The 26,818-nt window shown below is 40.0% G+C and carries 14 protein-coding genes; 10 read left to right on the top strand and 4 right to left on the bottom strand.

Annotated elements, in window-relative coordinates; genetic code table 11:
• Positions 1–26: 26 nt before the first annotated feature.
• A complete protein-coding gene (gene dapE / locus PASHI_RS00905) occupies positions 27–1,205 on the bottom strand; it encodes a succinyl-diaminopimelate desuccinylase (protein ID WP_062564278.1) in 1,179 nt (392 codons plus the stop codon).
• A gap of 70 nt (positions 1,206–1,275) precedes the next feature.
• Positions 1,276–2,694: an MATE family efflux transporter gene (locus PASHI_RS00900; RefSeq protein ID WP_062564277.1), complete on the bottom strand. Its 1,419-nt coding sequence runs from the start codon at positions 2,692–2,694 to the stop codon at positions 1,276–1,278.
• A gap of 234 nt (positions 2,695–2,928) precedes the next feature.
• Here PASHI_RS00900 and PASHI_RS00895 point away from each other — a divergent pair, with 234 nt between their 5' ends.
• The 9 genes from PASHI_RS00895 (at position 2,929) to PASHI_RS00855 (ending at position 23,947) form a co-directional block, all read left to right on the top strand.
• The gene (locus tag PASHI_RS00895; RefSeq protein WP_054561921.1) at positions 2,929–3,582 is read left to right on the top strand and encodes an OmpW/AlkL family protein; all 654 of its coding nucleotides are present in this window, start codon (positions 2,929–2,931) and stop codon (positions 3,580–3,582) included.
• A gap of 333 nt (positions 3,583–3,915) precedes the next feature.
• A complete protein-coding gene (locus tag PASHI_RS00890; protein ID WP_062564276.1) occupies positions 3,916–6,129 on the top strand; it encodes a CapA family protein in 2,214 nt (737 codons plus the stop codon).
• Between the two features lie 9 nt (positions 6,130–6,138).
• Positions 6,139–8,031 (top strand): CHASE2 domain-containing protein, encoded by a 1,893-nt coding sequence (locus PASHI_RS00885; RefSeq protein ID WP_062564275.1) that lies wholly within the window; start codon positions 6,139–6,141, stop codon positions 8,029–8,031.
• Complete coding sequence (locus tag PASHI_RS00880) at positions 8,031–11,144, top strand: poly-gamma-glutamate biosynthesis protein PgsC/CapC (RefSeq protein WP_062564274.1); 3,114 nt, start codon at positions 8,031–8,033, stop codon at positions 11,142–11,144. The genes PASHI_RS00885 and PASHI_RS00880 overlap by 1 nt, the downstream gene beginning before the upstream one ends.
• The gene (locus PASHI_RS00875) at positions 11,131–13,395 is read left to right on the top strand and encodes a hypothetical protein (protein WP_062564273.1); all 2,265 of its coding nucleotides are present in this window, start codon (positions 11,131–11,133) and stop codon (positions 13,393–13,395) included. Before PASHI_RS00880 ends, PASHI_RS00875 begins: the two co-directional genes overlap by 14 nt.
• The gene (locus tag PASHI_RS00870; protein WP_062564272.1) at positions 13,385–14,128 is read left to right on the top strand and encodes a hypothetical protein; all 744 of its coding nucleotides are present in this window, start codon (positions 13,385–13,387) and stop codon (positions 14,126–14,128) included. The genes PASHI_RS00875 and PASHI_RS00870 overlap by 11 nt, the downstream gene beginning before the upstream one ends.
• Positions 14,113–18,387 (top strand): hypothetical protein, encoded by a 4,275-nt coding sequence (locus tag PASHI_RS00865; protein WP_062564271.1) that lies wholly within the window; start codon positions 14,113–14,115, stop codon positions 18,385–18,387. The genes PASHI_RS00870 and PASHI_RS00865 overlap by 16 nt, the downstream gene beginning before the upstream one ends.
• Complete coding sequence (locus PASHI_RS00860; RefSeq protein ID WP_062564270.1) at positions 18,377–22,456, top strand: hypothetical protein; 4,080 nt, start codon at positions 18,377–18,379, stop codon at positions 22,454–22,456. Before PASHI_RS00865 ends, PASHI_RS00860 begins: the two co-directional genes overlap by 11 nt.
• Positions 22,457–22,702: 246 nt before the next feature.
• Complete coding sequence (locus PASHI_RS00855) at positions 22,703–23,947, top strand: DUF642 domain-containing protein (RefSeq protein ID WP_062564269.1); 1,245 nt, start codon at positions 22,703–22,705, stop codon at positions 23,945–23,947.
• Between the two features lie 61 nt (positions 23,948–24,008).
• On the opposite strand, the gene PASHI_RS00850 is transcribed toward PASHI_RS00855, so the two are convergent.
• Entirely contained in the window at positions 24,009–24,539 is a 531-nt protein-coding gene (locus PASHI_RS00850) for a thioesterase family protein (RefSeq protein WP_054561929.1), read from the bottom strand.
• Between the two features lie 109 nt (positions 24,540–24,648).
• Here PASHI_RS00850 and PASHI_RS00845 point away from each other — a divergent pair, with 109 nt between their 5' ends.
• Positions 24,649–25,137 (top strand): hypothetical protein, encoded by a 489-nt coding sequence (locus PASHI_RS00845; protein WP_062564268.1) that lies wholly within the window; start codon positions 24,649–24,651, stop codon positions 25,135–25,137.
• A gap of 66 nt (positions 25,138–25,203) precedes the next feature.
• On the opposite strand, the gene tyrR is transcribed toward PASHI_RS00845, so the two are convergent.
• Entirely contained in the window at positions 25,204–26,760 is a 1,557-nt protein-coding gene (gene tyrR, locus PASHI_RS00840) for a transcriptional regulator TyrR (protein WP_054561931.1), read from the bottom strand.
• Positions 26,761–26,818 lie beyond the last annotated feature (58 nt).

The following is a 26,818-nucleotide window of genomic DNA, read 5'->3' as shown; positions in this document are numbered from 1 at the left end:
CCGGCACGCTCGCCGGCTTTTTCTTTTTAATTAAAGATATTTCTAAGTGCAGCTAAATATATTTGCTCAATAGTTTTTAAATCTGCGATAGGAACATGCTCATTAACTTGATGAATGGTATGGTTTCGCACGCCACATTCAATCACTTGCGTGTGCTCATTAGCAAAAAAGCGACCATCTGATGTGCCACCACTGGTACTAAGCATAGGAAAGCTGCCCGTGATTTCATGCACAGCTTGTTCAAGCTGCTGCAATAAGCAATTGCTGGCTTGATGCAGGGTATAAAATGATTCGCATGGGCGTTCCCAAACAAGCGTTAGCTGCGATGCTAAATCTGCCAATGCAAACTGAATTTCTTCTTTAACGTCTTTACTTTTATAGCCATGACTATAACGCACGTTAAACGTGATCTCACATTGAGCAGGAACAAGATTATCGACCACATTAGCTATATTTATTCCGGTCACTTGCAGTGTTGTAGCCGAACTGGCTTCATCTTTGTGCCAGCTAATTGCCGTTAGGCGCTTCACAACCTCTGCACTTAAATGCGCTGCGTTTAAGGTGTTTTCAGGATAGGCAACATGCCCTGCTTTACCTTGAATAGATAATCGTGCAGACAAAGCGCCTCTTCTGCCATTTTTAATAGTATCACCCACATGCAAATGACTCGTCGGCTCGCCAACTAGGCAACCATCAAGCACAACACCTTGTTTGGCTAGACGCTCAGCAATCAATAATGAACCGTATTCAGCCTCGCCCTCTTCATCTGAGGTTATTAACCAGTAAAATGTGCCGCGTTTATTGCTCTTTTGCGCTAAAAAGCGTTTTGTTGCGCAAAGCATAGCTGCAACACCGCCTTTCATATCTGCTGCGCCGCGGCCATAGACACTGCCATCGACTATCTCGCCACTAAAAGGATCAACTCGCCAATCACCTTTTGCAGCAGGGACCACATCAATATGACCAGAAAAAGCAACGATAGGGCCTTCACCAAAGGTGATTTTAGCAATTAAATTAGTAACATGATTAAAGCTAAATACTTCACAGTCAAAGCCGAGCTGGCTTAAGTTACCTTCAAGCCAATCAATTGCACCAGCTTGAGCGGGCGTTACCGATTTAAATCGGAGCAAGGTTTGTAATGTTTCAACCACCTCAGATTGCACCGAAAGGTGCGTTGCTAACTCTGCATTTGATACCAAACTCATAATAACCCTAGTCAGTTAGAAAGCTTAGGTTATTACAACGAGAGTTTATGACCACAGTGTGAAACTTAAATTAATGATTTCCTTCTTCGATGAGGGTTTCTTGGGTTACCTTGGCAATGTCTTTGTCTTCTTTGGTTAATTGTGTTCGTTGCCAACGACCAGCTGCGAACCAAAGATAAGTAATGATCGCCACAAGCACATTTGTAATAGCAAAGGAATACCATATGCCCTGTGGTCCAAGTGAGGTATGCTTAGATAAAATATACGCTGCAGGAAATTGAATAACACATTGCGAAAGTAGTGACACAACCATTGCATTAAGCATGTTTCCTGAAGACCTAAATGCAGCAACCACACAAAGCTGTACACCTATTCCGCCCCAAGTTAAACACATAACGCGAATGAACTCTGCACCACCGACAATCACAGACTCATCATCAGGAATGAAAAAAGCCACAAAGTATTCAGCAAACAGATAAGCTACAACGCCCACTAATGTTAGGCCTAGTAACCCCCAAAGCGAGGCTAACCGTGTTATTTGTGCTGCACGCTGTGGATTTCCCGCCCCCATGTTTTGACCAACCAAGGTTGAAACAGCCATTGAAAGACCCATTGCAGGGATCATCACCATTTGTAAAATATTAGAACCAACACCATAAGAGGCAATGGTATGTGTACCAAAGCTTGCCACCAAAAACGACATAATGATTAAACCAAAAGCTCGTGCAGAGAGTTCAACCGAGCCAGGAGCCCCTAAAAAGAAGGCTTGTTTCATATATTGCCAGTCTGGTTTAAAGCTAGAGAGTTTCAGTTGGATGCCGTGACGGCCTCGTAAAAACACCCATACCCCGATTGCAGCCGCTAAGCTTTGCGTGATTAGTGTGGCTAGTGCAGCCCCCATTACGCCAAATCCAGCAAAGTCACCAAAACCAAAAATCAGTAAAGGGTCGAGCACAAAATTGAGTAATACAGTAGCGCTTACAATATAAAGCGGTACCTTGGTTTGTCCTATGCCACGCATTAAGGCTTGAAACATGGCATAAATAAATACAAACACAACGCCAATAAAAGATACATGCATAAATTTAAGCGCATCACCAAACACTTGATCTTCAACACCTAATAAAGTCAAAAAGTAAGGAGAAAGCACATAGCCTATTAAACCAAGTATGGTTGCGGTAATTGTCACCATTAACATAGTTTGGGCAGCAACATGGTTTACCTTATCTTGCTGACCAGCTCCCATATATTGAGCGGATAAAATAGCGCCCGCCATTGCCAAACCAGAGCCAATAGCAATCACTAAAAAGGTAACTGGCATACTGACAGAAACGGCAGCCACTTGTTCTGCCCCTAAGCGCCCTACCCAAAATGCATCGGTCAACTGATAAGCAGACTGCAAAATATTGATTAAGATGATCGGGATACCTAATTTAAGTAACGCTTTTGAAATCGAGCCATGAAGAAATAAGTGCTGAGGATCAGCCATGAAAAACACCTAAAAAGCAAATAACACCGTTAGTTTACCAGCCGTAACTGAATATAGAGTCAATAAGAGTCAATCTTTTTTTTGCTGTACCTGTTTAAAAACTTAATCTAAATCAATAAATGGCTTCACTTAGTTCAAACATTTTTGAAACTTTGATCTAGAACAGGTTTTGTCCGCTTCAAGTTAGTAATAATAGCCTCAACCAAATAAGACAAGTAGTTCGCGGAGAACAACATGAAAACTAAATTAAGCATTGCATTACTTACTTCACTATTAGCACTCTCTCCTGTTGCAAACGCAAACTTAAGCGTGAACGTAGGTGCAATTAATGTAAACCCTGATAACGACAGCTCAAAAATCAATGAAGCACCAACGTTAGGTCTACGTGCAGATGATGATACTCAGCTAGGTATTACTGTAGATTATGCGCTTGATGACAATTGGGTAATTGAATTAGTAGCAGCAACACCTTTTAGTCATGATGTTCAAGGTGCAGGTGGTTTAGCAGGTAACAAAATTGCGAAAATCAAACATTTACCACCAACACTTTTAGCGCAGTACCACTTTTTAGACTCAACTTATAAGTTCCGTCCATTTGTGGGTGTAGGCGTAAACTATACTGTTTTCTTTGATGAAGAGCCTTCAGCTGCACTAAAAGCAACACTAGGCACTGACGATGTAGAAGTTAAACTAGATGATTCATTTGGCTTTGCAGCTCAAGCTGGTTTTAACTACATGATGAGTGAAAACTGGGGCCTACATGGCATGGTTTCACTAATCGACATCGATACAGATGCAACTGTTTATGCTGACGGCGCAAAAGCGTTAACTTCAACTGTAGAAATCGACCCAGTTGTTGCTATGTTCGGTGTTAAATACAAATTCTAACTTTCATTTTGTGAAAGCCCATACGCACAAAAAGGCCATTTATTGGCCTTTTTTATTTCCATTCATTTCCTAATACCAAATTGCTATTTGTCTAAATTTTAAGACAAATTCTGCCAACCAATAAATTTGAACTACACTTAAAACTTAAGCTACACCTTTATCATTGGTTATTAAGTCACCAGTACAAAATATCATCGATAATATGCCCAAGAGCATGCAATATCTGAATTTTCAGAGCTGGTCAATTGTTGTCCCTATTAGCCAGCAATTATAAAATAACCATAATAATTTTGACGTATAGAATGTAAATTGCGTGATAACGAGGGGCGTTAGTTGAAAATATTTTTTAATTCTTTAGTTCTGCTTACGTGTCTTAACTTCACTGCATGTAAAGTAAAAGACCCGAACGAAGATAAACCAGATGAGCAAACGCAGGTCGCAATCAGCGATCGCGAAAAGCTGCTTGCTGGTAGTGCAAATATTTCTTTTACGATCACCGATGAAAATCAAACACCTCTAAGCAATATCAGTGTTACCTTAGCTGGGCAAAGCTATCAGTCTGATAGCGATGGAACTATAAGTGTTAGTAACCTTGCTTATGGCAATCATGCGATTATGATTGAGCAAACCGGATATTTTCCGCGTGCAAGTATTGTCGTTAATCAACCAGACTCATCGACAACGACAGTTCAACTCCAAACTAAAGCATCGAGCAGTAAAAGCCTCTTATTTGCTGGCGATACCATGTTTGGCCGTCGTTACTTAGATCCCAATTTAAAAACCATGGGCACGTCTATTCCCGATGTAACTGATGCCTTGATCCATCCAGATACAGCAGGGCCAGACAGCATTGCAATTACTGCTGATGTAGCAGCCCTATTTGAAAATGCTGACTTTGCGTCTGTTAATTTAGAGTCGCCAGTGACGACTAATCCAGCAACCGTCCATCCAACCAAAGAGTTTAGCTTTTTTAGTCTACCTGACTCACTACAAGGGCTAACTGAGATAGGCATAGATTATGTTGGTCTTGGTAATAACCATATCTACGATTACTTGCAATCCGGCTTAGAAGATACCCTCATTGAAGTAAGCAATGCTGGCTTACTACATAGCGGTGCAGGACTTGATGAAACCCAAGCAATGACCACAGTGAGTAAAACACTTGAAGATGTAACGCTCGTGCTTTTTGCCGCCACTTCAATCACAGGGACAGAACACGAATACAGCTACATTGCTGATACTGAAAAAGGCGGGGCTGCAAATTTAACCAACTCGGATACAGTTAAATCTTCACTAGAAGAGCAGGATTCTTCACAATTTATCATTGCCCAAATGCATGGTGGTGATGAATACACCTATTCTCCTTCAAGCTATATTGGCAGCCGGTTTGAAGCATTATCAAAGCAAAATACAGATCTCCTTATTGCTCACCACCCCCATGTAGCGCAAGGCTTTGCTGTCTATAACGATATTCCTGCTGTACTCGGTCTTGGTAACTTCGTATTTGACCAACCTCGCCTTGATACCTTACTCGGTGTTGCTGTGATGATTGATTTAAACACGGAAACGCAAACCGTCAACCGGGCTTTTGCTTATCCTATTTTTGTTGAAGATTATAAACCGCGCTTTACAACCGGTTTTTTAACTCACTACTTATTAAGACGCCTTGCTGAGTTTTCTGATGACAATATCACTTTAATTCCTCGTGATAATTATGGTGAAGTCTATTTTAGTCAAAATCAGGCAACAAAGAGCACGACAGACGTCACTATTGAGGTAAATAGCAATAGTGACATTATTGACTTGCGACAATACGCCCCTTCATCAGCCGCATTCGTATCAGAGATCGAAGTAACCAGTGGCGAACTCAGTAGTATGGTCTTCGGCCGCGACATAATGGTGTTTGGTGATTTTGAAGATTGGGATAACGACAGCGAGGCGTTTGAAGTAAGCCGCTGGGATCACACCAGTGACAGCGTTTTTCCATGTACAGACCAACCTTATGCTGGCATTCAAGCACTGTGCTCAAGTCGTGACGAGTTCGATAATACGCCATCGATAATACCGTTTAGACATACAATGCGAGTGATGGAACTAACAGATGAAAATGGCGATCCACTTCTGAGTAAAGACTTCTCATTTTATGGTTATTTACAATCAGAAAATGGTGGAAAAATTGATGCTCTATTAAGTTATACAACCGAAATAGACGATCTTACTTTTTCACAACATAAAATAGATGTAAGTGAAGGCGGTGACCAAGCATGGCATGCATTTAGTCATGACTTTAGTTTACCGTCAGATGAGTTCACTTTAGGACCAAAAGAACTTCCACCAAGAGGTGTGAAACTGCAATTTAGACATTATGCACCAAGTACAGGTGAAGCAATCTCTCGCTTAGATAATGTTGCACTAATTAGCTGGCAAGATGCTATCAGCTCAGATAATGGACTATGGCAAACCGAGAAAATGCACGGTTTTGACTTTTTAAAAATCTCAGCAAGTGATGATACGAGTGTAAAAATTACGTTCACATTACTTGATTAAGGAGGAGATGTGTCTGCTGTTCAACAATTGTTGCGTTTAAAAAACTTGCGCGCATTTTGGCTTACTTTAAGCTTATTTTGTGTGGTCTTGTTAAGTAATGTGTTCAACCTCTTTCAGGCGAGCAATGCTTTTTTATATCAAAATTTAGAGTCACTAAGCCACACTCAACAAACTAATGTTGTACTTATTACCAGCGACCGCTTAACAGACAACCACCAGCAACTTGTTGAAAAATTGGTTGAATATCAACCTCGCGCGATTGTAGTGCTGGCTAATGAAACATTAGTCGCACCAAAACTAGAAAATGTCTATTACCCATACGCTGAGGGAGAATATTGCGTACCACAAATTGATAATTGGGCCACTTACCAAATGCGCATTCCTCAATCAAATGAGCTTGAATGCAAAAGTATTTGGCAGCAGATATTTAATTATGATTCAGAACACGTTCAACTTATTGACTTTGATTTAGCTGTCACTGCGCTGCCAAAATTTAGTGCTGAACGGGTGCTAAATGTTGACGTAATGAGTGAGCAACTTGAAAATAAGATTATTATCATTGGTCAAAAAGCTGCCGCTTTTAATGTCTTTATTCACGCCCCAAAAGTCGACGGCTTAAATGATCCTTTATTACTGATAGCCTATCTCGCTGACAGTATTGATAAACAAACGACTGTAAAACAACTAAATAGCTTACTGACTATTTTTATTGAGCTTGCGCTTGTTTTTGTACTGCTTTTTAGCTTTCAAAAACTGTCGCTCATATATTCTTTTATTATTGCCTTAAATAGCGTGTTGCTATGGTGCTTATTGGGCTATTTTTTCATTGAACTTAATCAACTTTTCATCCCAATCGGACAATACATAGTATTGACATTTATCACCTTATTTTGGGTGATTGTTGTTCGAAAGATGTCTGAAGATAACGAGCTGAACACTGTTGTGAACAATATTCAGCAAAAAATGATGGGCCGTTTTATCCCACAAAGCTTTATTGAGCAAGCCTCGCCGTGGGATCCAATCATTCAATTAATTAGCCAGCAGCTAGACTTAGAAAAATCAATTTTCCTTGCCCGAAAAGAGGATGATCATCGTGTTGTTGAGATTCGTGCGATTAATTGTAATTTAGATGATATTCAAGAGATGCGACGTGATTACAAGCGCACTCCTTACAGCAAAGCATTAAAATCATTAGGGGTTGTACAAATTACCCGCCCCTTCTTTACACATATTAAAGAAGGTGAAATCGAATTTATGGCACCCTTGGTTTATGCCGGTGACGTCCGCGGCTTTTGGGCACTATCTGTTATCCCCAACAAATACTTCAATCAGCAAGCGTTTGAAAAAAACGTCAATAAATTCGCAGCGCAAGTTGCTGAATTACTTTTCCATTATCATATATTTAAAACGACTCAAGCGAGTAACAATAGCTTATTAAATCAATTGCTAACCTTAAAGCTACATGAGCCGATTAGTGAGCAGGTTAAACAATCTATTAATGAAATGGAGCAAAAGCTAACAACCTTAGAAATGGTGTTTAATCACACCCGCTCTGCCACTGTTTTATTTAATTTGTTTGGTCAAGTAATTCAAACAAACGCATCCCTCGAACAATTTGCCAAGCAGCACCAACTTGCTATTTTTGAAATGACGGCACTAGACCTACTTTGCAAGAGCTGTGATTTAGACGCTGAAATTGCTAAAGGGAAATTGCGTTATATCACTCTAAACAAAGCAGAAGTAGCCTTACCAGCTAAGTTTGGCGAACAAGACTATACCTTAAACATTAAAGCCCTACACACTGACAGCTCACAAGCGGCATCCGGTGAGCCTTTTCAAGTATCAGGTATATTATTTGAATTTATCGATAACCATGTAGCTCGTAATGAGGGGCAAGGTTAATGGATTTTGTGTTAGCACTCTTCCCTGCAGGTAGTGGCCTTGGTCAATCTGTTATTACAACAGTTTGGGTAGGCACTGCAGTTGTATGCTTACTTAACTTGCGCTTCGGCTTTCCATTAACAGGCCTTGTAGTACCCGGTTATATCGTTCCTTTGTTGATAATTAGTCCGACCTCTGCGGCAGTTATTATCATTGAAGCTATTGTTGTATATGCCTTAATGCGTTTCAGCGCACATTATATGATGGAAAAATTTGGCTATAGCCAAATGTTTGGTCGTGATCGTTTTTTTGCCATCATATTGATAAGTATCCTAGTTCGAGTATGTATGGATACCTTGTTTTGGCCGTTAATTGCAAACCAATTAAGTCGCTGGGATATCACCTTTGATTATGCTTCACAGCTCTACTCTCTTGGTCTTATCATTATCGCTTTAACAGCTAATGTAATGTGGAACGGAGGCTTTAAATATGGCTTAAAAGTAACCTTTATTCAGTTACTTATTACCTTTATTCTCGTACGTTTTGTGCTCATGCCTTTCACAAACTTTAGTATTGCTAACTTGGGTATTATGTACGAAGCAGTAGCTGCGTCGATTATTGCGGCTCCCAAAGCATATATTATCCTAGTTATTACCGCTTTTCTTGCCTCTCGGGCGAATATTAAGTACGGCTGGGAGTTTAACGGTATCATGCTACCAGCACTTCTTGCCCTTCAACTTACTCAACCGAGTAAATTACTAACTTCATTTGCTGAAACAGCCATTATTTTGGCCGTTGGCGGGTCACTTATTCATTTTACTAGGCTTAGACACGCCAATATTGAAGGTGCCAGATTATTGATGCTGTTCTTCACTATCGGCTTTATTTATAAACTAACTCTTAACTACATTGTGGTCTGGTATTTCCCTGCCATAAAAGTGACCGATACTTTCGCGTTTGGTTATATGTTAGCGACCTTGCTTGCTTTAAAGATTTATCAAAAAAACGCCTTAGGTCTTGTCGTCAGAGCAACATTACAAACTTCGATAGTGGGTGGTGTACTTGCCATTATCGTTGGCTTTATTGTTATGCTAATTCCTTCGATACTATCTAAGCCGAACCTTAAACCCGAAACTGAAACTCAGCATGTTATTACGCTTAATCAGCAAGTTAGTCAGTATAAAAGTTACCTTTATACCAGTCGTAGTAATAAAGTTAGTGTAAGTAGTTATAAAGCAAATCAAGCCGTTGCTGAGTTTAAGTATGCTGTTTATCAGCTTAATAAGGCAATTATTAAACAGCAAGATATCACTGAGCTCTCAGCTTTATTTTCTAGCATTGGCTTTTTACTGCAAGGTGATGAAAACTATATTTATCTGATTGATACAATTGAAGATAGGCAACGCGGACTGTTTGTTTTAAACAAACAACCTAAAACTCCTTTATTAGTCACCGTGCCATTTCCAATTACTGAAAGTTTAGCCAGTGATTCTGCGGCCCTAATTTTCGAACAGCTACAAAGTAAAGCTTTGGTATTTGGTACAAGTAAAACGCCACAAAAGACCTTAGCGAAAGAAAACCAGCAAAGCCCATTTTATCAGGCGTTTATCTCTGCATTAGAAGGTACAGAGATATTGCAAATTCGACAGGCCAATCGCCATACTGCTACTTTGTTTTCAGATAAAACAACACATGCAAAAAGCCAATATTGGATCTATAACCAATTACCAAGCTCAGTAAGTCAGCGCGAGCTACATGATTTTGTTGGCAGTGAAACAACCTTTTTTGGCACGGCAACGAATAGCAGCCTACCTTCTTCAAGCTTTACTGGTTCAATGTTCGAAATGTTTTTAGATGGTGATAATTACACCAATATTTTAGCTAGTATATACCGTGATAATTTCAATTACAGTAATCTACAGTTGAATGAATTAAATGAAGAAATTAATCAAATAGTTGATATTTATTCGACTCACATAAGCAAAAAAGGCAGTTTTGACTATCAACCACTTTCTAATAGTCAGGTCGCACTTTGGGAGTTTGAAGTCTTAACGCCACTTTACAAGCTGATTGCTCGCATTGGTAATGATGCTCTGACTGAAGATATGCTAAATCAGCTAAAACAAATTAATGGCACCGCGCAGCTTTTGAGCTATCAATTAAGGCTTGTGAAAAACAACAGTGGCCGTTATTTACTGCTGAGCCCGCTAGATACTCCTGCTGCATTACAACAAGGCCAAGGCATATTCCTATTTAATTTGACCGAGCACGAAGCAATTACCTTAAGTGTCCCTAGACCTTTATTTGAAAGTAATACGTTAAGCTTTGCCAGTGAGTTATTTGCTAAGTCGAACGCTGCTAACCTACTCGTTGCAGGAGCGCACCCTTATGCACATCCACAAGCAAATGTATTAGCTGCAGATAATGTTGATTCTTTATTCAATATTATTCACCAAAGCTTCTTACGATTTACACAAAACCAGCCTAGCTTGAATATTCAAATTCGCAGCCATAGCGCACCTTCATGGATACGTCCAAATGCAATCGCATTCTCAACAACACAAATAAGCGATACTGCGATTCCATTAATGAAGCAAATTGATAATAAACTCAATGCGTTAGGTGTCAATTATCAAACAGTCATGGGGCAACAAGCCACTCGCGGTCTCGAGATTGGTAGCTCTCCGCAATCCGGTTACCAGCAGTTTAATGCCAATAGTGAGCTGGCAACCTTGTGGCTCGCTTCAGACTTTAAACAACAGTTTTCGATGGATCAAAGTAGTGTATTACAGCGTTTATTAGCCATTTCGAGTAACTCTAAGGTTAAGGTAATAAACCTTGCCACTCTATCACCATTTAACTGGCAACCGTTGGATGTTAACAAGAACCAACAGCTACAAACCCTTGTAAATAACTATGTCGCTAATCAGCGTCTCACATCATTGCGAGATTTTTGCCTCCAAATCCCCGCTTGTAGTTTACAAACCATCAAGCTGGAACACCTTGATAAATTCGCACTAATGATAAAGCAGAACAATAACATCCTTGCGATCTATAACCCGACAAACAATCAACTGATTGATGTAAAAGCATTTAACCTGCTAATGGGAGGAGGTCAGCGTGTATTTAATTAAACGCTTATTCGCCCTATTACTTATTTTGACATTACTTTTCGCTATATTTTTTGGAGGGCGCAGCTTTTTAGTGTGGCTAGACTCAGCAGAGCCCGTGGATGCACGTAGCAATACCGAAACGCGATCTAATGTACAGTGGTTAAGTAGCGAAAAGCCACTGAGATTTACATTTTCTAATCAGCGAACTCATTCTTTACGAATTCTCTCGAATGCCGTGTTTGACCAATCTGTGTTTCTTGAATTACCGGTCAATTACGCAATTAAATACGTTCTTTATGACGATAAAGGTAATGTGATTTTAGATAAAATTTACCATCACGCTTCAAAGCTAGTTAACAATAGTGAAGAACAACAGATCAAACAAATAATAGAGAATAAACAATCACTAAACGTTGCTTCTGGGCAGTCTTTTTATTTGCCAATCACTCATTATCCAAATGCCAAAAGCCTTGATTTAACGCTGATCCCAGAAGAAAAATCACTACAAGGCGTGGTTGTCCGTGTTCATGCAAAAACTCCTGAGCAAAATATCGACCCACTCAACAGTTGGCTTAAACGCCCTCTAGAAAGGCGAAGACGTGCCACTGACTATTTAACTATGGGTGAAAACACACTAACCAGCGCTGAAATTAGTAATGCGATGGCATTTTGGTGGCAAAAAATTGCACCTCAAGGGATCCCTGGTATCGACTTTAAATCTGACATTTTGTATGAAACTCTGCCTTACAATGTCACTACATATGACTTTAGCATGCAGCAGCATGACTTAGGCGCTTATTACACTGAACTTGGCCTTTGTGCCAGTATTACACTTGATGTGACTGACAGCCTTATTTTCGCCGTTAACTCAGAGCAGCTATTACCATCGCTAACTTGGTATGATAAGCATCAGTTCAAGGCGCCAATACCAATTAGTGTATCTCCAACCGATAGCAAAAATAGCTATAAAACAGAGCTTATTGATCCAGGCCTAGTCACCATTTGTAGTGAAGAACCATTACTGACTAATTGGCGAACAGCGTCAAGCACACCAATTTTAACGAGTTATGCAGGCAGCTATTTGGTGAACGAATTTGCCAGTGTAGATTTTGATATAGAGCCAAATAGTAATCTCAATATTGACGTTCGTGCATTGCAAAGTAGTCAGCTTAACGTGGTTATTTATGATGAACGTAACCTAGCAATAGAAGATTACACCGTGACTTTAAAAGGTGAAGTGTCAGACTTCGACCGATTGATCACCGATACAACTCAAAGACAGCGTGTCGGTATGCTAAATAGTTACTATTTACGTACCCCAGATAATGCTCATCATCTGAAAATTATCGCTGAAAAAGATGTCTACGTTCGATTAAAATCTCGGTTAGCAGATTTCAATTATCAACGAACAATTTCTCATCAATATCTACCTGAGCCAATCAATGGTTTTTACGATATTGCCGCTTGGTATGAACAAAGAGCTGCAAATCATTATGAGTTAACGCAGCTAGCACATTTTACTAATATCCGTACTTTTACTCCGCCAAAAGAGCCGGATTTAGTGACAACTTTTTATCAATCTAAAGAGCTCTTTGCAAAGCTGCCATTATCAAATGTCGCTTTAGTGTTAAGTCCTGATCGCTATTTTATGCCGAAGTTACCTCCTCAGGTTTTTAACTTTGGCTTATATAACAAAAATAACTATTCACCTTATGACGACTCTGAGGACAATAGTTTAGTTTATCGCTTAACTAACAAAAGCAGCAAAGAAGTCGCGGTGTCTGAGCTATCGGTCGAGGCATTACAACAATTACAGTCACAGGCGAAAACTATTTACCAAAATTGGTATGGAGATCGCCCATGGATAAAGCAACGCATTTACCAGCTTGATAAAAATACCCCTTTGACACTTGATTTCACAAAGCAACAGCGCCCGATGAGCTTAGTATTTAAAGTGTTTCGTGCAAATAGCAGCGAACCTGTAGAGTTATCGCTTACACAAAATGCCGACTACAAAGCAGGGCTGACCAGTGAATACAGCATCGCTAAACAACGCTTTATGCTACATCAATCGGCATTACTCGATGCTTTTTTAATTCACCCAAAAAATAGTCAGTTAACAAGCTATCCTAGCGTTACTCAAACAATCACTAATGACATTGCTGAGTTACATTCCCTAACACTGCAAACAACTGACACGGTGTGGGTTTCTATACTTGAGGAATATCCTTTGCAGGAGCAAAAAGTAAGGTGGTGGAACCATGAAAACTAAAATAATGATGATTATAGTTTGGCTCTTTGTATCTACATGCCACGCAACACCTAGTTTAAATGAGCTTACCTTGAGCTTAAAGTTATGGCTTGTTGATCAGCAACAGACTCCCACACACTTTAATGCCAACCAAGGTGCTCTATTTGCAAATGAATCTTTAAATTCCGGTGGTGAAATTCATTATAAACAGCAAGGTGAAAAGTGCATTGCTTATGCACCACATCGCTTTTATGACAAACACACACATACTATTGCAAAGGCACTATATGCACACTGCCAAGTATTTTTAAGCAACACTAAACACCGCAGCGACCGTGATGAGCATGGAGAACTTATTGACTTTGGTAAGTATAAACCAAGCGCGAGTAATGCCTTTATTCTTGCATACTCTGAACATGTTGAGTCATTTTCGATTTATCAGATCCATGGTTACGCAAAAGAAAAAAGGAAGACTCCAGAGGGTAAAAAAGCTGATGCAATTATAAGTAATGGTCATGCAATACCTAGCAAGCGGACGATTGCAATCACAGCCTGTTTAAATGAACAGCTAGATATTACAGCTATGGTTTATGGCCTTGATGTTAAAGAACTTGGAGGCACCACCAATATTCTTGCATCGCTGGCTCCTAAGAACAGTCAGTTTTTCCATATCGAGTTAAGTCGCCAGTTGCGTGAGCGATTAGTTTCTAATAACCAGCTATTTAAGTTGTTTAACCAATGCCTTATCTCATAATTGCTATTATTTTACTGCTACTTTCAATGCAGCCTGCATACGCTGTTGATACAAATAGAGGTGTTCTTGAGCCCGCAATTTGGCTGCAAACTTCGCCAAAGCTCGCGCCCTATACCACCAGCCAAGATATGAGCTTTAGTGCCAAGCAACATCGCTATCTTTGGCTTCCTAAAGGACATTGGCTAGACATTGACCCTGAGCTTCTTAATAAATTCATTATTAGTGCGGGGAATACGCAATACATACAACAACGCCTACAAGTGCATCGCGATTTATTATGCGATACGAAGCGATGCCAACTCCCCGCTTTGGGCCATAACCGAATTGTCGCCATCCAAAATCACCTAGATGAGGGTGCCACGTTCAGCGCTATGATTGGTCATATACCACAAAATGTAGATAGCTTTAGACGAGCCTTGTCGCTTGCTAAGCCCTCAGTTGTAACTAAAAACCGCAATGGCGGTGAACGTTATTATCAACTAAGCAAAGATGACGAAGTCACCTTGTTTTTCTCGGCAGCAAAAAAGCTTAAATTATCTGTTCGCCAAAATATGCAACAGCCTGATGAAAAAGGCGTTATCTATGCGTATGTCGATAAACAACTGATTGCTAAAATCAATACCATTAATAGCCAAGCCTTAGAATATAAAGAACAGTCGCTAGGCCTTGAAAATACTGAGTACCTAGCTATCGCTGCCGGACAATACTTAACGATAAAAAGTAAAACCGATGCATTTATCAAACTGGAGCAAAGTCACCGCGCAATTTATGATGATAAGGCAGCAGAAAAAGAACAAGAAAAATTACTGTTACCCTACTGGTATCAAATCGCTGATGATGCAATTACAGCGGTTTATCGCGACCACTCATTGCAAGTGTTTAGTGATGATGTATTTAAAGCAAATAACTCACTTGCCCTAAAACGCCGTACCAACTTGCTATCTATGATGACTGGGCAATCTCAGCTTAAGGGTAGTTATCGCACTTTGAACGCAGTTGAGTCTCAAAATAGTATGGTTACTGAACTCGTTGAGCAACGCTTAGTAGACGATCAGTTTTATCCACGTATAAATCAACAGCTCCGCCTTATAGCCACTTTAAGCCAATCTGCACAGCTATTTGATTTATCTAGTGAAAAACGTGCAACACCTCGGTTAACTTTAATTGCAAGGAGCACTAAAGACAGCCAATTGAAACTATCTGCAGGTGAAAATAGTTGGTTAGTAAACCTAAAAGCAACAAATGACTTTCAAACATTATTTATCTCTGTGCCACTGAGCAGTCAGTCATTAACAATTCAAAGCTTAAGTAGTCAATCAAATAAAGTTGAGTTTGCGCTGTATGCAAGAACGCTTGCTGATCTGCCCAGCGACGAAGTGATATATCAACAAGCAGTTAATGCTAAGAATATTAGCCCTGCGATATCAAAACTGATTGCAGATGACCTATACAAACAACATGCTGATTATTTAGCGGCCATCGAGCCCTACGCGCCAGCACGTAAAAACGTCTCTGCATTTAATGCCGAACAATCATTATTAACAGCGAAAGACTTAGCTAATAGCGCCCCTCTCGATGCCTTAGCATTTTTAAAACCTCTGACCCAAAATGCGAATACAACGATTGCTAAACAAGCTTGGCAACTTAGAGTCGCAATTTTACGTAAACAGCAACAGTTCCACTTAGCCAATAGTTATTTAGAAGGCCTATACAAAAGTACACAGCAATTAGAGCTGAAGCAATTTGCAGCAAAAGCCTTGATTGATAGTTATCAAACAGAACGTCAAGATATTAAACTATTTGCACTGTGTGCAGGTAACTTAACAACCATAAATGAGTGCCCGCCAGTTTTGATTGATTTAGCGGTAAAACAGCAAAAACATCGTTTGGCTGCGTGGCTGGCTCACTCATCAACTGTGCCAACTAAAGTGTCTGAAAGCTTTAAAGCGCTTAACTATCAAACTCTCAGTGCCCCTCCCTTCATTGATGAAGCGCGTTATTTAGTAAAAGCAGGTATGCAAGAAACCTTTATTAACAGCCAGGGGAAATCTCAAAATACTGTCATCACACAAACAATGCCATGGCAATTTACAGCCCAAACACCTATTAATTTAGTTATTAAGGCTCGCACAGCAGCCAAGCAGAACGGTGAGTATCAAACCGCTTGGCTTATGGCTGAGAGTCAATATCAGCATAAACTCATGCCTATTTTTAGTGATATCCCCGCAACTACTTTGTTTGTTAAAAACCAACAAGCGGCCTCAATTGCAGCCACACTAGTAATTCGCCTTAAAGCTGGTGAAGCGCTGAAAATAACAGCTGACCATACGAGTTATCTTGATGTGAGCTTCATTCCAGACTCTTTATTTAGTCAGTTCGATTATGTGTCTGACGCCGCAAATAAATCCCCATCAAATGATATTATGTCGCTTATCTACTCTGCAGACGCTACACAAGCCGAACTTTTATTAAATGGGCTTTATTTACTTAGTAAAAAGCGCATTACCAATAACCAATACACACAACTTCTTCAGCGCTTAGAAACCTTAGGTGCGGATGCTAAATCGACCTTTTTACAAAACAGAATAGAAAGTTATGGTCAATGGCAGCCATTAGATAGTTTGCTCGACTTTGCTGGTACGCGATTATTTGACATGCAAAGTACAGCACAAAGTAGCTTTGCAGATCGTTTTACATTGCTTAATACACAGGCAGGCTCCAATAAAGGCATACTGCTGCGCCCATTCCACACATTAAACATTGATTTAGCACAAACTGAAGGGCAACAAATTCGCTTTAAATTTAACTTTTCTACTGCTGAATTGGCTCGTGCAAATGTTGCTAACCTGTCATTGCAATTAGCAAATGATCAAAAGATCTGGTCAGTCACAGAGCAGCAAAGCATTCCTTTCACATTTAACAAACGTGAATTGGATAACAACATCATTTCTGTCAGGTGGCTGAACCCGTATCTATCGCAGCACCTAACAATTGAAGCTGAACAATATATTGCAGGTCGCTGGCAACACCTAGAGCTGCCGACAACGTTACTCTTTTACACAGTGACACCTGATACGCCTTTAATGGCCAAATTACCTGCTGACAGACTCATTAAGTTAGAACAGATGAATGAATTTAAGCGAACAGAAAGGCGTTTCTTCCACCCTGCGGGTAAGGTTGAAGTGACTGCAGATAAATTACAATACGTTCGTTTGTATAGCTGGCAGCTAAGTGAGCAAAGCAATAAAATTTCACCTTACTCACAGGCAAAAACCCTGTTGCCTGAACTAGTCACTTATCAAGCGCCAGAAAAGCCTTCTATTATCAATGAGCAGATAAACCTACATAGTGACGAATTAAATTGGCAGGGATTTATTCGCTACGATCAACAAACAATTTTCCAAAGTGCCGAAGATATACCTGCCCGTGAAGAAATAGATATAGGTGCCCGCTTACGCCTCAATGATGATAATCACTGGTATCAATTAGAGGGCTATTACTCTATGAGCGATAGCCAGGCTGATATTTTTGCCCTAAATGGTTACCATTCTTGGCAAGATGAAAACAGCCCATGGTATATCGACACGCAAATCAACTCACGTTGGCAGCCAAGCCATGATAGTTTTGACTTACAGTATGCATTAGATGCAAGTATCAGTATTGGTCAGTCTTGGCAGCGCGATACTGTACACCGTCACCAATGGCAAGTAACGCCTTACATTCGCTATAGCAGCGCAGACCTTGATGATTACTTAGCAGATGAGCAACTAAACTCGAGCGTTTTCAACTTCTACCGTGAAAATCATGCATCTGGCTGGTTGAGTTATTACCAGTACCGTTATCAACCTTGGGTTGATAACTACCTTAACTTTGGTGTTTCCTCTGGCTCTAACGATGACTGGATAAGCCTAGACTACTTACGTTTCAACTCAAGCTGGAATCAGTATTATCGTGGCCACATTTTTCAAGTTGGTTTAGATAGCTACTATCGCTTTGCCGATGAGCATAGAGCTACAGCCACATGGCAATACATCACTCGCTTTGCGTGGCAAAAACAAGTCAATTTAGGCAGTTTTACAAATGGCTGGCTGAAACTAAGCTGGCAGCAAGACTGGGTCTGGAACAATCATAATATTAGTCTCGAGTTTTCATCAGGTAATAACCAGCACACCGGCTTTGCACCTTTTGCTCATGATGAAATTATTTTCCCTGCACTTCAACTTAACCATTTGCTAGAGCACAGTGATTATGAGCAGTAAACAACTTAAACAACGCCTAGAAACCTTGCTATTTGCTGATATAGCTAGTTTTTGGCTAGACTTATACCGTCAGAAGTATCATGAACTTGTTGATGAATTAAGCCAATGGGAGCTGATAAAAAATCAACCTGACGATGACGATGAAGATGACTGGCTTTTATTACAAGCGATTGCTTTCCTTACTCACAAGATTGAAACCTTGCAGAATCAGTTGCTTAAACTTGATACCGACCATCGCCGTTTTGTAGAGCGCTTAAGCCATGCAGAGTTAAAAGCAGAACGAGAGTTTCACATTCTTGATTACGCATACATTTTAGGGGCAGACCGACTGCAGCTAAAAAAAGATCAAGAGGCTTTTCAGCGCTGGTTTGATGAAGGTGCGATGATTAATCGCTATCAAGATAAAACCTCTGAGCTTGAACAATCACTGAAATTTTTAATTGGTAAACTTGGGGATTTAGCGAACCGCTATTTACGTAGCCACGCTGACGAAATTGCGCAATCATGGCTGACTCTAAATTTAGAAAGCTTTTTCTTGTCGTTATTAGAAAAAACTGACAATGAAGCCATTCGCAACTCAATTTTTCGCGCTTTGGCAAATCAAGTGCAGCTAATAAGTGAATATGTAGATGATCCTGAGTTTAATGCCGAATTAGTAGAAAACTTACTGCAGTCTCTTGAAAAAATAACAACCCCGCATGCTGCAAAAGTCGATATCTTAGAAATTTTAATTAATTTAAGGCCAACATTCACACGCTACTATATGCGCTCTCATATTGATTTAGAGCTACCTGAAAATGAGCAAATTGACCGAAGGCAGTTATTTTTACTCAGTGCCTTTGCTGGCATTCTTAGCAAACAGCTTAACCTCAGTGAGGTTAACATTAAACTATTATTTTTACTCGCCAAACATCGCTACCCAAGAGTAAGGCAAAGTGTCTATGAGCAATGTGCTGTATTGCCATGGCCATGCTCTCAACAGCTTATTTTAGAGGGCTTACAAAATGAGACTCAACAGGCTGTTAGGTTAACTCTGATTAAGCAATTAGCCGATCCACGTTTCAGTGAGCATCAGCAAGGATTCAAAGTTTGGCAACAACAATTAATAGCAACGGCTAGCTTTGCTGAAAAGCGCTTATTACTCGAGTTAAGTCCTCGCATTATGTTTAACCTGCAAGTGGATTGCCATACAGAGCAGCAAGCTAATAGTTTATTTAAATCATTTGTGGAATTTTTAAATCAGCGCCTAGAAGATGAGCCAAGCCTCGCTATTCGTCGCATTATCAGCCGTGTACGAGAACAACTTGTCAGCTTTATGCACCAGCAGCAAGTAGCACAACTTGAAGTTGACCTGAGCGCCCACAAAAATCTAGATTTAGCTGATTGGAATGAGCAGTTACTCGGCAGGTTATTAAGTAATCAAGCGCAAAATTATGAAGCCTACAATGTCAGTGCGCGAAAGAAATCATGGCAAGTACAATATGGCTACAAGCGAGGCTTTCGTTTTTGGCGACTTTGGCATGAATTCAAAACGCCGAGTACTGATAAACGCCAGAGTTTTAACCACATGCATGCAAGAAAACCAAGTGCATTTATGCATGTACCTAGTAGTACAGTGGCTGAAATTAGTCAAACAGAAGTCCCTGGCGAACCACGCTTTGATGAACAGCAATTTAGTGCTCGTGAACACTTGCCATTACTCGACTTTCTTTTGAGCAGCCTTTCTCAAGACAACCTAAAAACGCCAGCAAAAACCTATACACCGGATGGTATTCTCATAGTGACCCCACCGAAGAGCCTATTTAAAAGGCTTTACTGCTATAGCTGGATATCGTTTAACTATGAAAAATTAAACGAGCTGAGAAATGGCTCAGAAGTTGAACAAAAACAGTTTTTAGAGATATTAAAAAGTAAAGGGTTTACACTTGATTTTCAGCCGTATGGTAGCGTACTTGATACAAACTTCCCGGTAGAAACAAGTATCAGTAGTTTATATAACAAACTCGCAATTACACCATTTCTGTTTAATCTATGGTCAAGCTTTAAAGAGTATGCTTATTCAATTTACCAAAATAGCATAGGCCAGCTTATATTCTTTGTGCTCAGCTTTATCGCCTACTTTTGGGCAAGGCATTTGAAAATAAGTCGTCAAATAAAGTCTGATAGAGCACACATTCCGGTTTCAATTGGTGGTTGGGGAACGCGAGGAAAGTCAGGAACTGAGCGTTTAAAAGCCGCACTTTTTAGTAGCCTCACGTTAAAAGTTGTTAGTAAAACCACAGGCTGTGAAGCGACCATGATCTATGCCCGAGCCAGTGGTGAACAGTTCGAAATCCCTCTATTTAGACCCTTTGATAAAGCCAGTATTTGGGAACAAAGTGACGTTTTACATTTTGCCAAAAATGTTAATGCGGATGTTTTTTTATGGGAATGCATGGGCTTAACTCCGCGTTATGTCAGAATTTTGCGCAACTGGATGCAAGATAGCTTTTCAACTATCACTAACGCCTACCCGGATCATGAAGACATTTTAGGACCAACAGGTATCGATGTTGCTAATGAAACAAGCCATTTTATTGGTGAAAACAGCTTAGTATTCACCAGCGAGCAAAACATGGCCCCTATACTTGAGGCGAATGCGAAGCAAAAGAATTCAAATTTAATTCAGGTTCATTGGGCTGACGGCCTACAAATTACCGAAGATATTCGAGCCCTTTATCCATATCAAGAGCATCCTGCAAATATTGCCTTAGTTTGTAAAATGGCCAAACACATTGGCCTCAGCAAAGATTATGTATTTAAAGAAACCTCTGCGCGAATTATTCCTGACATCGGCGTATTACAACAGTTTCCTCGGGCACCAATAGGTTCTATAGAGCAGTCTTTTGTAAATAGTATGTCGGCAAATGAGCGCTTAGCAACGCTTGAGAATTGGCGCAGACTCAGCCTTTATGAGCTCAATGATTGCCCTAAGACACAAGTCATTGCATTAATTAATAACCGTAATGATCGTGTCGCTCGCTCGAAAGTATTCGCTAATATTTTGAGCCATGACTTAAGGTTTGACCGAATTGTAGTGATAGGTACTAATGTAGATGGCTTTTATAGTTATTTTATAAATGCATTAACAGAGCGAATTGATAAGCTCATTGAAAATAATGATATTGAAGAACTTGAAAGCCTATCGGTACAACTTAACTTATTAACTGCAGAGCAGCTTCATGCCCGCTTTGTCCATGCATATGGGCAAACTAATGCAGATAAATTAATGTCGCTGAGTGAAGGGACACTCAATAAAGCCTGCGTAAAAGAAATTCTCGGAGATATTTTAGACTCACAAGTAGGTGTTATTTTGAGTTATTTCCGCCACCACTTTCAACGAAATGCGCTTGCTGCTTTACAAGAAAACATAGCTGAAAATGCAAATGAAATAAAAGAGCGCCTATTAACTATTACTAAGTCTAAAATAACAGTCCATGAAAACAGCAATTTATCTGCCGATGAACTTACTATTTCAACCGCCGATTTAGCTCTGCCAAATACACATCAGGTTATTGTAGGTATGCAAAACATAAAAGGTGCGGGTTTAAACTACGTGTACGCATGGCAACAGTGGCAGAAAATACATCAAACCATTCGCCACTTATTTACTGAACAGTGTTCAGCTAAAGAGTTTCGTACCGCACTTACAAACTTAAATATGATTGTTTCGTTCAATCTCATTGAAATAGACTATATGAAACAACATTTAGCAACTTTAAAGAAAACTCACCTTGCGCAAAATGAGTTTTGCCAGGCTGAAATATCTAGCCTGTTAGAAAAACTTGAAGAAGATGAATCAAACCAAAAGCAGGAGCAACAACAAGCCTTACTTGTGAAATACTTCAATCAACTAATTGAATCATTTTTAGATGCCGGTGCTGCAGTAAAACGGAAAAAGCGCGCAAACCAAATTTATCGCGATATTGCAGATCAGCGTATCACTCTAGAAAAAGCGATTAAGCTACTCGGTAAACTTAGTCGCAATCAAAAGTCTGGATGGTTCGCGAACAAGTCAAATCAAGACTAACTTTATGGTTAGACCCAAGACCAAACCCCAATACTTACGGGTTTGGTTTTTTTGAGCTATAAAAAAATCTTGAAAAATCAGAAATTTCCGATCAAAAAACAAGCTTTTACAAATCATAAAGTTAAACGATTAAACGTAAAATCACCGCAAATCCGGCTTGTTCCTTAATTGAACAAAAGCCATTTAAAGCAGTAAAATTATACTATTCAATATTAATTTTATGTTAATCACCTAACGGAGAGTGTCATGAAAAGCTTGGTTACTAAACTAGCAATTTTACCTTTAGCTATTGCATCAACGATCGCAATGGCTGGCACAAATTTAGTAGAAAACGGATCATTTGAAAATACAGATACAGTGACCGCTCACAATGGTCAATGGCAGTTATTTGATGTAATACCTGGTTGGACTCGTAGCACTAACGCTAAATTTGAAATTCAAACCAATAAACTTGGAATTATTCCTGCACAAGATGGTGAGCAACTCATTGAGCTTGATTCAACAGCCAACTACAGTATTTCGCAAGCAATTGCGACGACTGCTGGGAATCAATATGAAGTGAGCTTTTACTATTCTGCACGTGTAACAGGCAATGAACAAACAAATAAAGCAGAAGTTTTCTGGAATGGTGAATCATTAGCCGTTGTCAACAGCAGCACAAAAGGCTGGACTAAATACAGCTTTACAGTTGAGGCTGACAGCGCAAGCTCAGTGTTAAGCTTTGCAGGCGCGGGGACATCTGATTCAGTAGGTGCATTCATCGATAACGTCGTAGTGACTGAAATTCCGGCACCATGTGCAGTTGTAACCGGTTTATACGGTATTAATAACTTTGGCTCTGAAACTGAAGGCTATGTATATCACTTCAATCCAGAATCAAGCGCTGTAACTGTAGTTGCTGGCCTGAGCAATACAGCATCAAATATTGCTAGCAATGACGGTGTGCTTTATTTCATGGAGCAACTTGATAAAAGCAGCAAAGCGTCAAAAATCTATAGCCTAGATTTAGCCACTGATACGCAAGCTGAAGTTGCAGATGCGACATCATTCCCAATTTATCGCTCAACAGTGACTGCGGATGGTCTGTCTTTACGTGCGACAAGCAAAACATACATGTATGATTTTGACCTAACTACAGGTGAAAAAACGGTATTAGGTAAACTATCGTATGAAGGCGATACATTTGCAGACGGCGACATCGCTTATTCAAGTGATTACAACGTACTTTACGTGTTAACAGGTCAAGCACTTTACACTGTGGACGAAGGTAACCTTGAATTAACCCGGATCGGTGAGCACGGTGTTAATTGGGCGTCAGGTATTGCGATTGCTGATGACGGTACAATTTATATTTCAGGTAGAGAAAGCGGCGAGAATGCAAAAATCTACACCTTAGATCAAAACACCGCTGAAGCGACATTCGTGATGGATGGTCCGGCACACGTAAACGATTTAACGTTTGTTAGTGAAGCAGTTTGCGCAGCAGAGTAAACTGTGTTTAAAGCCATAAAATGCCAGCTTAGCTGGCATTTTTTTTAGCTAATCTTAGGTATCACTTATTAGTGAGCTTCTTTTGCTCTAACATTTCTTTCCAGTGCATCACTTCTGCTGGCAAAATAGGTGCAACTCCGCTAAAGCCCGCAACTTCAAGCATCTCTTCAACGCTCACAACACCTTTTTTACGTTTAAATACACCACGCACATAAGCAATTGCATGCAAACCTCTTTCTGAGTGAAACTTTTGCTCAATGTAAAAGTATTTATGGTCCCAGCCAACCAAGCGAGTGCTAACTGTGTACTTTTGCATTGGCTTAATATCGCGAATATAGGTAATTGCAGTTGCATTAACGATTGGAAACCAGCGGCGCTTCATTATGTGCTTTAACAAGCCTACTCGCTCAGTCATCCAAGTACGGGCAAGGTCCATCATTGCTAAGTAGCGAGAATTAGTCAGATGGAAGTTAATATCGCAATCGGTCGGTAACGCTTTGAATTCAATATCAATCGTGTCTAACAATTGTTGATAATCACGATTACGTTTAATTTTAAAAAACAGCAGTATTAGTCGAAAATAGAGGTTCACGGTAAAGGTCTAACCAGTTGATGATGCACAAAGTGTATCACAGCGTATTGCTAAGGCGAATATTCTGCTCTAATCTGTGCATATATTAGTATAAAAAAAGAATAACCTAATGAAATTATTTAGTTTGGTCACTCTGTTTTCAGCCAGTTTATTTACCAGCTCTGCCTTTGCAGATTTTAACTTTGCTGGGGATGGAACCTTAAAGTACCCAACGGGTGTTGAAAAAGCCTTTAAATTTGGCTTTGCTTGGCAACAAGATGCTGAAAAGTTCACTATTGGTGATAAAAGCTATGATATGTCATTACCTGAGTCATATTCTGTGGCGATTACACTCAGCAAAGACGAGCAACAGGTATGGGTTCAGGAATTTAATAATGGCTTTATTGAAGGCTTCAACTGGCAAATTGCTGATCACACCCTAAAACTCGAAAAGCGCAAATTCAGCGATTCAGTCAAAGGTGATTATGTTATCAGCCTTGATAATCGAGACTACTTTTTTGCCCGCAACAACATCAGTGTTGTTATTAAGTTCGACGATGAGGGTATTAAAAATATCGCTATCGATGGTGTCACCAAGGATATGGGTACCAAACAATAGTTTTTAATCGAAAAGAAAAAGGCTTAGGTTTTACCTAAGCCTTTTTTGCTTAATTAAGCTTTATAATTAAACCTTTACTGTTTTGCGGTTAATACCGTAATCTCGAAGCTTATTTGCTACTGCCGTGTGGCTCAAACCTAATCGCTTAGCGAGCTGACGAGAGCTTGGATAAGCTGGATAAAGCTTACGAAGTAAAGTCGCCTCAAAACGTTTTACCGCTTGGTCTAAAGTTCCTTCAAAATCAGACTCCAGATACCCTAAATCATGGGTAAACGTTGGTAACTGTAGGTGCTCAATACGCAATTCGTTATCATCTAACAACGACACAGCACGGTAAATCGCATTTTCTAATTGGCGCACGTTACCCGGCCATGGATAATCTTGTAAAAAACGTAAACAATCTTCAGACATCACAGGCACAGAATGGCCATTTTGCTGGGCATACTTTTGAATAAAATGCTCCGCTAGTGGGCCAATATCAGCTTTTCTATCACGTAATGGGGCTATTTCTAAAGTTAAAACATTAATTCGGTAATAGAGGTCTTCCCTAAATGTCCCTTCTTGCACCATCGCAGGCAAGTCCTTTTGGGTTGCAGCAACAATACGCACATTTACTTTTACTTCGTTTTCATCACCGACTTTTCGGAAGGTACCGTCTTGTAAAAAACGTAGTAGCTTAGTTTGTAGCTGAGTCGACATTTCACCAACTTCATCTAAAAACACAGTGCCACCATCAGCTTGCTCTAAAACGCCGCGTTTTGGTGCCGCGTTTTCTTCATAGCCTGCGTAACCAAATAGTTCAGACTCAGCGACATCATCAGGCAACGAAGCACATGACAAAGCAATAAACGGTTTTACTGAGCGGTTTGATGCGTAATGACAGGCACGAGCCAGTAACTCTTTACCTGTGCCAGTTTCACCGGTAATCAGGATTGGTGCTTCAAGCTGTGCCATTTTACGCGCTTCACGGACCACACGGCGCATTGCAGTACTAAAGTTATGTATAGTTGCAAAGCTTTCTTGGCCATAACGGCGAAACGCACTGACTTGTTGACCTAATCGGCTTTGTGATTTGATATTGATAACGGCACCGGCTAATACATCTCCTTCAGCCCCTTGTGGTACTGAAATAGGCAGAATATCGGCAATAAAGTCTTCGCCAGCTACTTCAACTCGGGTTGTTTGGCCAAGTACTTCTTTGCCTTCTAACCAACGCGTAAAATTAAAGCCTTTAAGCAGATTATTGATGTTAGCGCCAATCACTTCGCTTTCAGATAATTGCAGGTCGCGACACGCAGCATCATTACATAAACGCACCCAGCCTTTAGCGTCAATAGATATCACACCGTCAGGCAATGCACGCAGTAATGTATTTAACTCATTATGCTCTCGCTCAGAAGGTAAAAATGCAGTTGTACGAACGTCTTTCACACCATCTATCAATCGGATAGATGGCATGATTTTTTGGAATTGTTCAAACTCAATAGGCGGAAAGCTCACGTACATTCGACAATTAACCGAATCTACTTCGATGCCTTTTAAATCAACTTGGTAACTAACCAAGATATTGAGAATCTCTTGTGCGATACCAATTCGGTCAGCACAGTGGATATCTAAACGCATTACATCCTCAAAAAACGGGAACCTATAGTATGAGAATAATACGCTAACTCCCTGCAGC

The sequence above is a fragment of the Pseudoalteromonas shioyasakiensis genome (assembly GCF_001550135.1).
In the GTDB taxonomy this organism is placed as follows: Bacteria; Pseudomonadota; Gammaproteobacteria; order Enterobacterales; family Alteromonadaceae; genus Pseudoalteromonas; species Pseudoalteromonas shioyasakiensis.
The sequence above is the reverse complement of the archived record's forward strand: the minus strand, read 5'-3'. Positions and strand labels throughout refer to the sequence as shown.

What these genes read in the sequence shown, in the direction of transcription:
- PASHI_RS00860 (WP_062564270.1), top strand. Translation starts at nt 18,377, where the DNA reads ATGAGCAGTAAACAACTTAAACAACGCCTAGAAACCTTGCTATTTGCT.
- PASHI_RS00870 (WP_062564272.1), top strand. Translation starts at nt 13,385, where the DNA reads ATGAAAACTAAAATAATGATGATTATAGTTTGGCTCTTTGTATCTACA.
- dapE (WP_062564278.1), bottom strand. Translation starts at nt 1,205, where the DNA reads ATGAGTTTGGTATCAAATGCAGAGTTAGCAACGCACCTTTCGGTGCAA.
- PASHI_RS00880 (WP_062564274.1), top strand. Translation starts at nt 8,031, where the DNA reads ATGGATTTTGTGTTAGCACTCTTCCCTGCAGGTAGTGGCCTTGGTCAA.
- PASHI_RS00845 (WP_062564268.1), top strand. Translation starts at nt 24,649, where the DNA reads ATGAAATTATTTAGTTTGGTCACTCTGTTTTCAGCCAGTTTATTTACC.
- PASHI_RS00855 (WP_062564269.1), top strand. Translation starts at nt 22,703, where the DNA reads ATGAAAAGCTTGGTTACTAAACTAGCAATTTTACCTTTAGCTATTGCA.
- PASHI_RS00900 (WP_062564277.1), bottom strand. Translation starts at nt 2,694, where the DNA reads ATGGCTGATCCTCAGCACTTATTTCTTCATGGCTCGATTTCAAAAGCG.
- PASHI_RS00895 (WP_054561921.1), top strand. Translation starts at nt 2,929, where the DNA reads ATGAAAACTAAATTAAGCATTGCATTACTTACTTCACTATTAGCACTC.
- PASHI_RS00865 (WP_062564271.1), top strand. Translation starts at nt 14,113, where the DNA reads ATGCCTTATCTCATAATTGCTATTATTTTACTGCTACTTTCAATGCAG.
- tyrR (WP_054561931.1), bottom strand. Translation starts at nt 26,760, where the DNA reads ATGCGTTTAGATATCCACTGTGCTGACCGAATTGGTATCGCACAAGAG.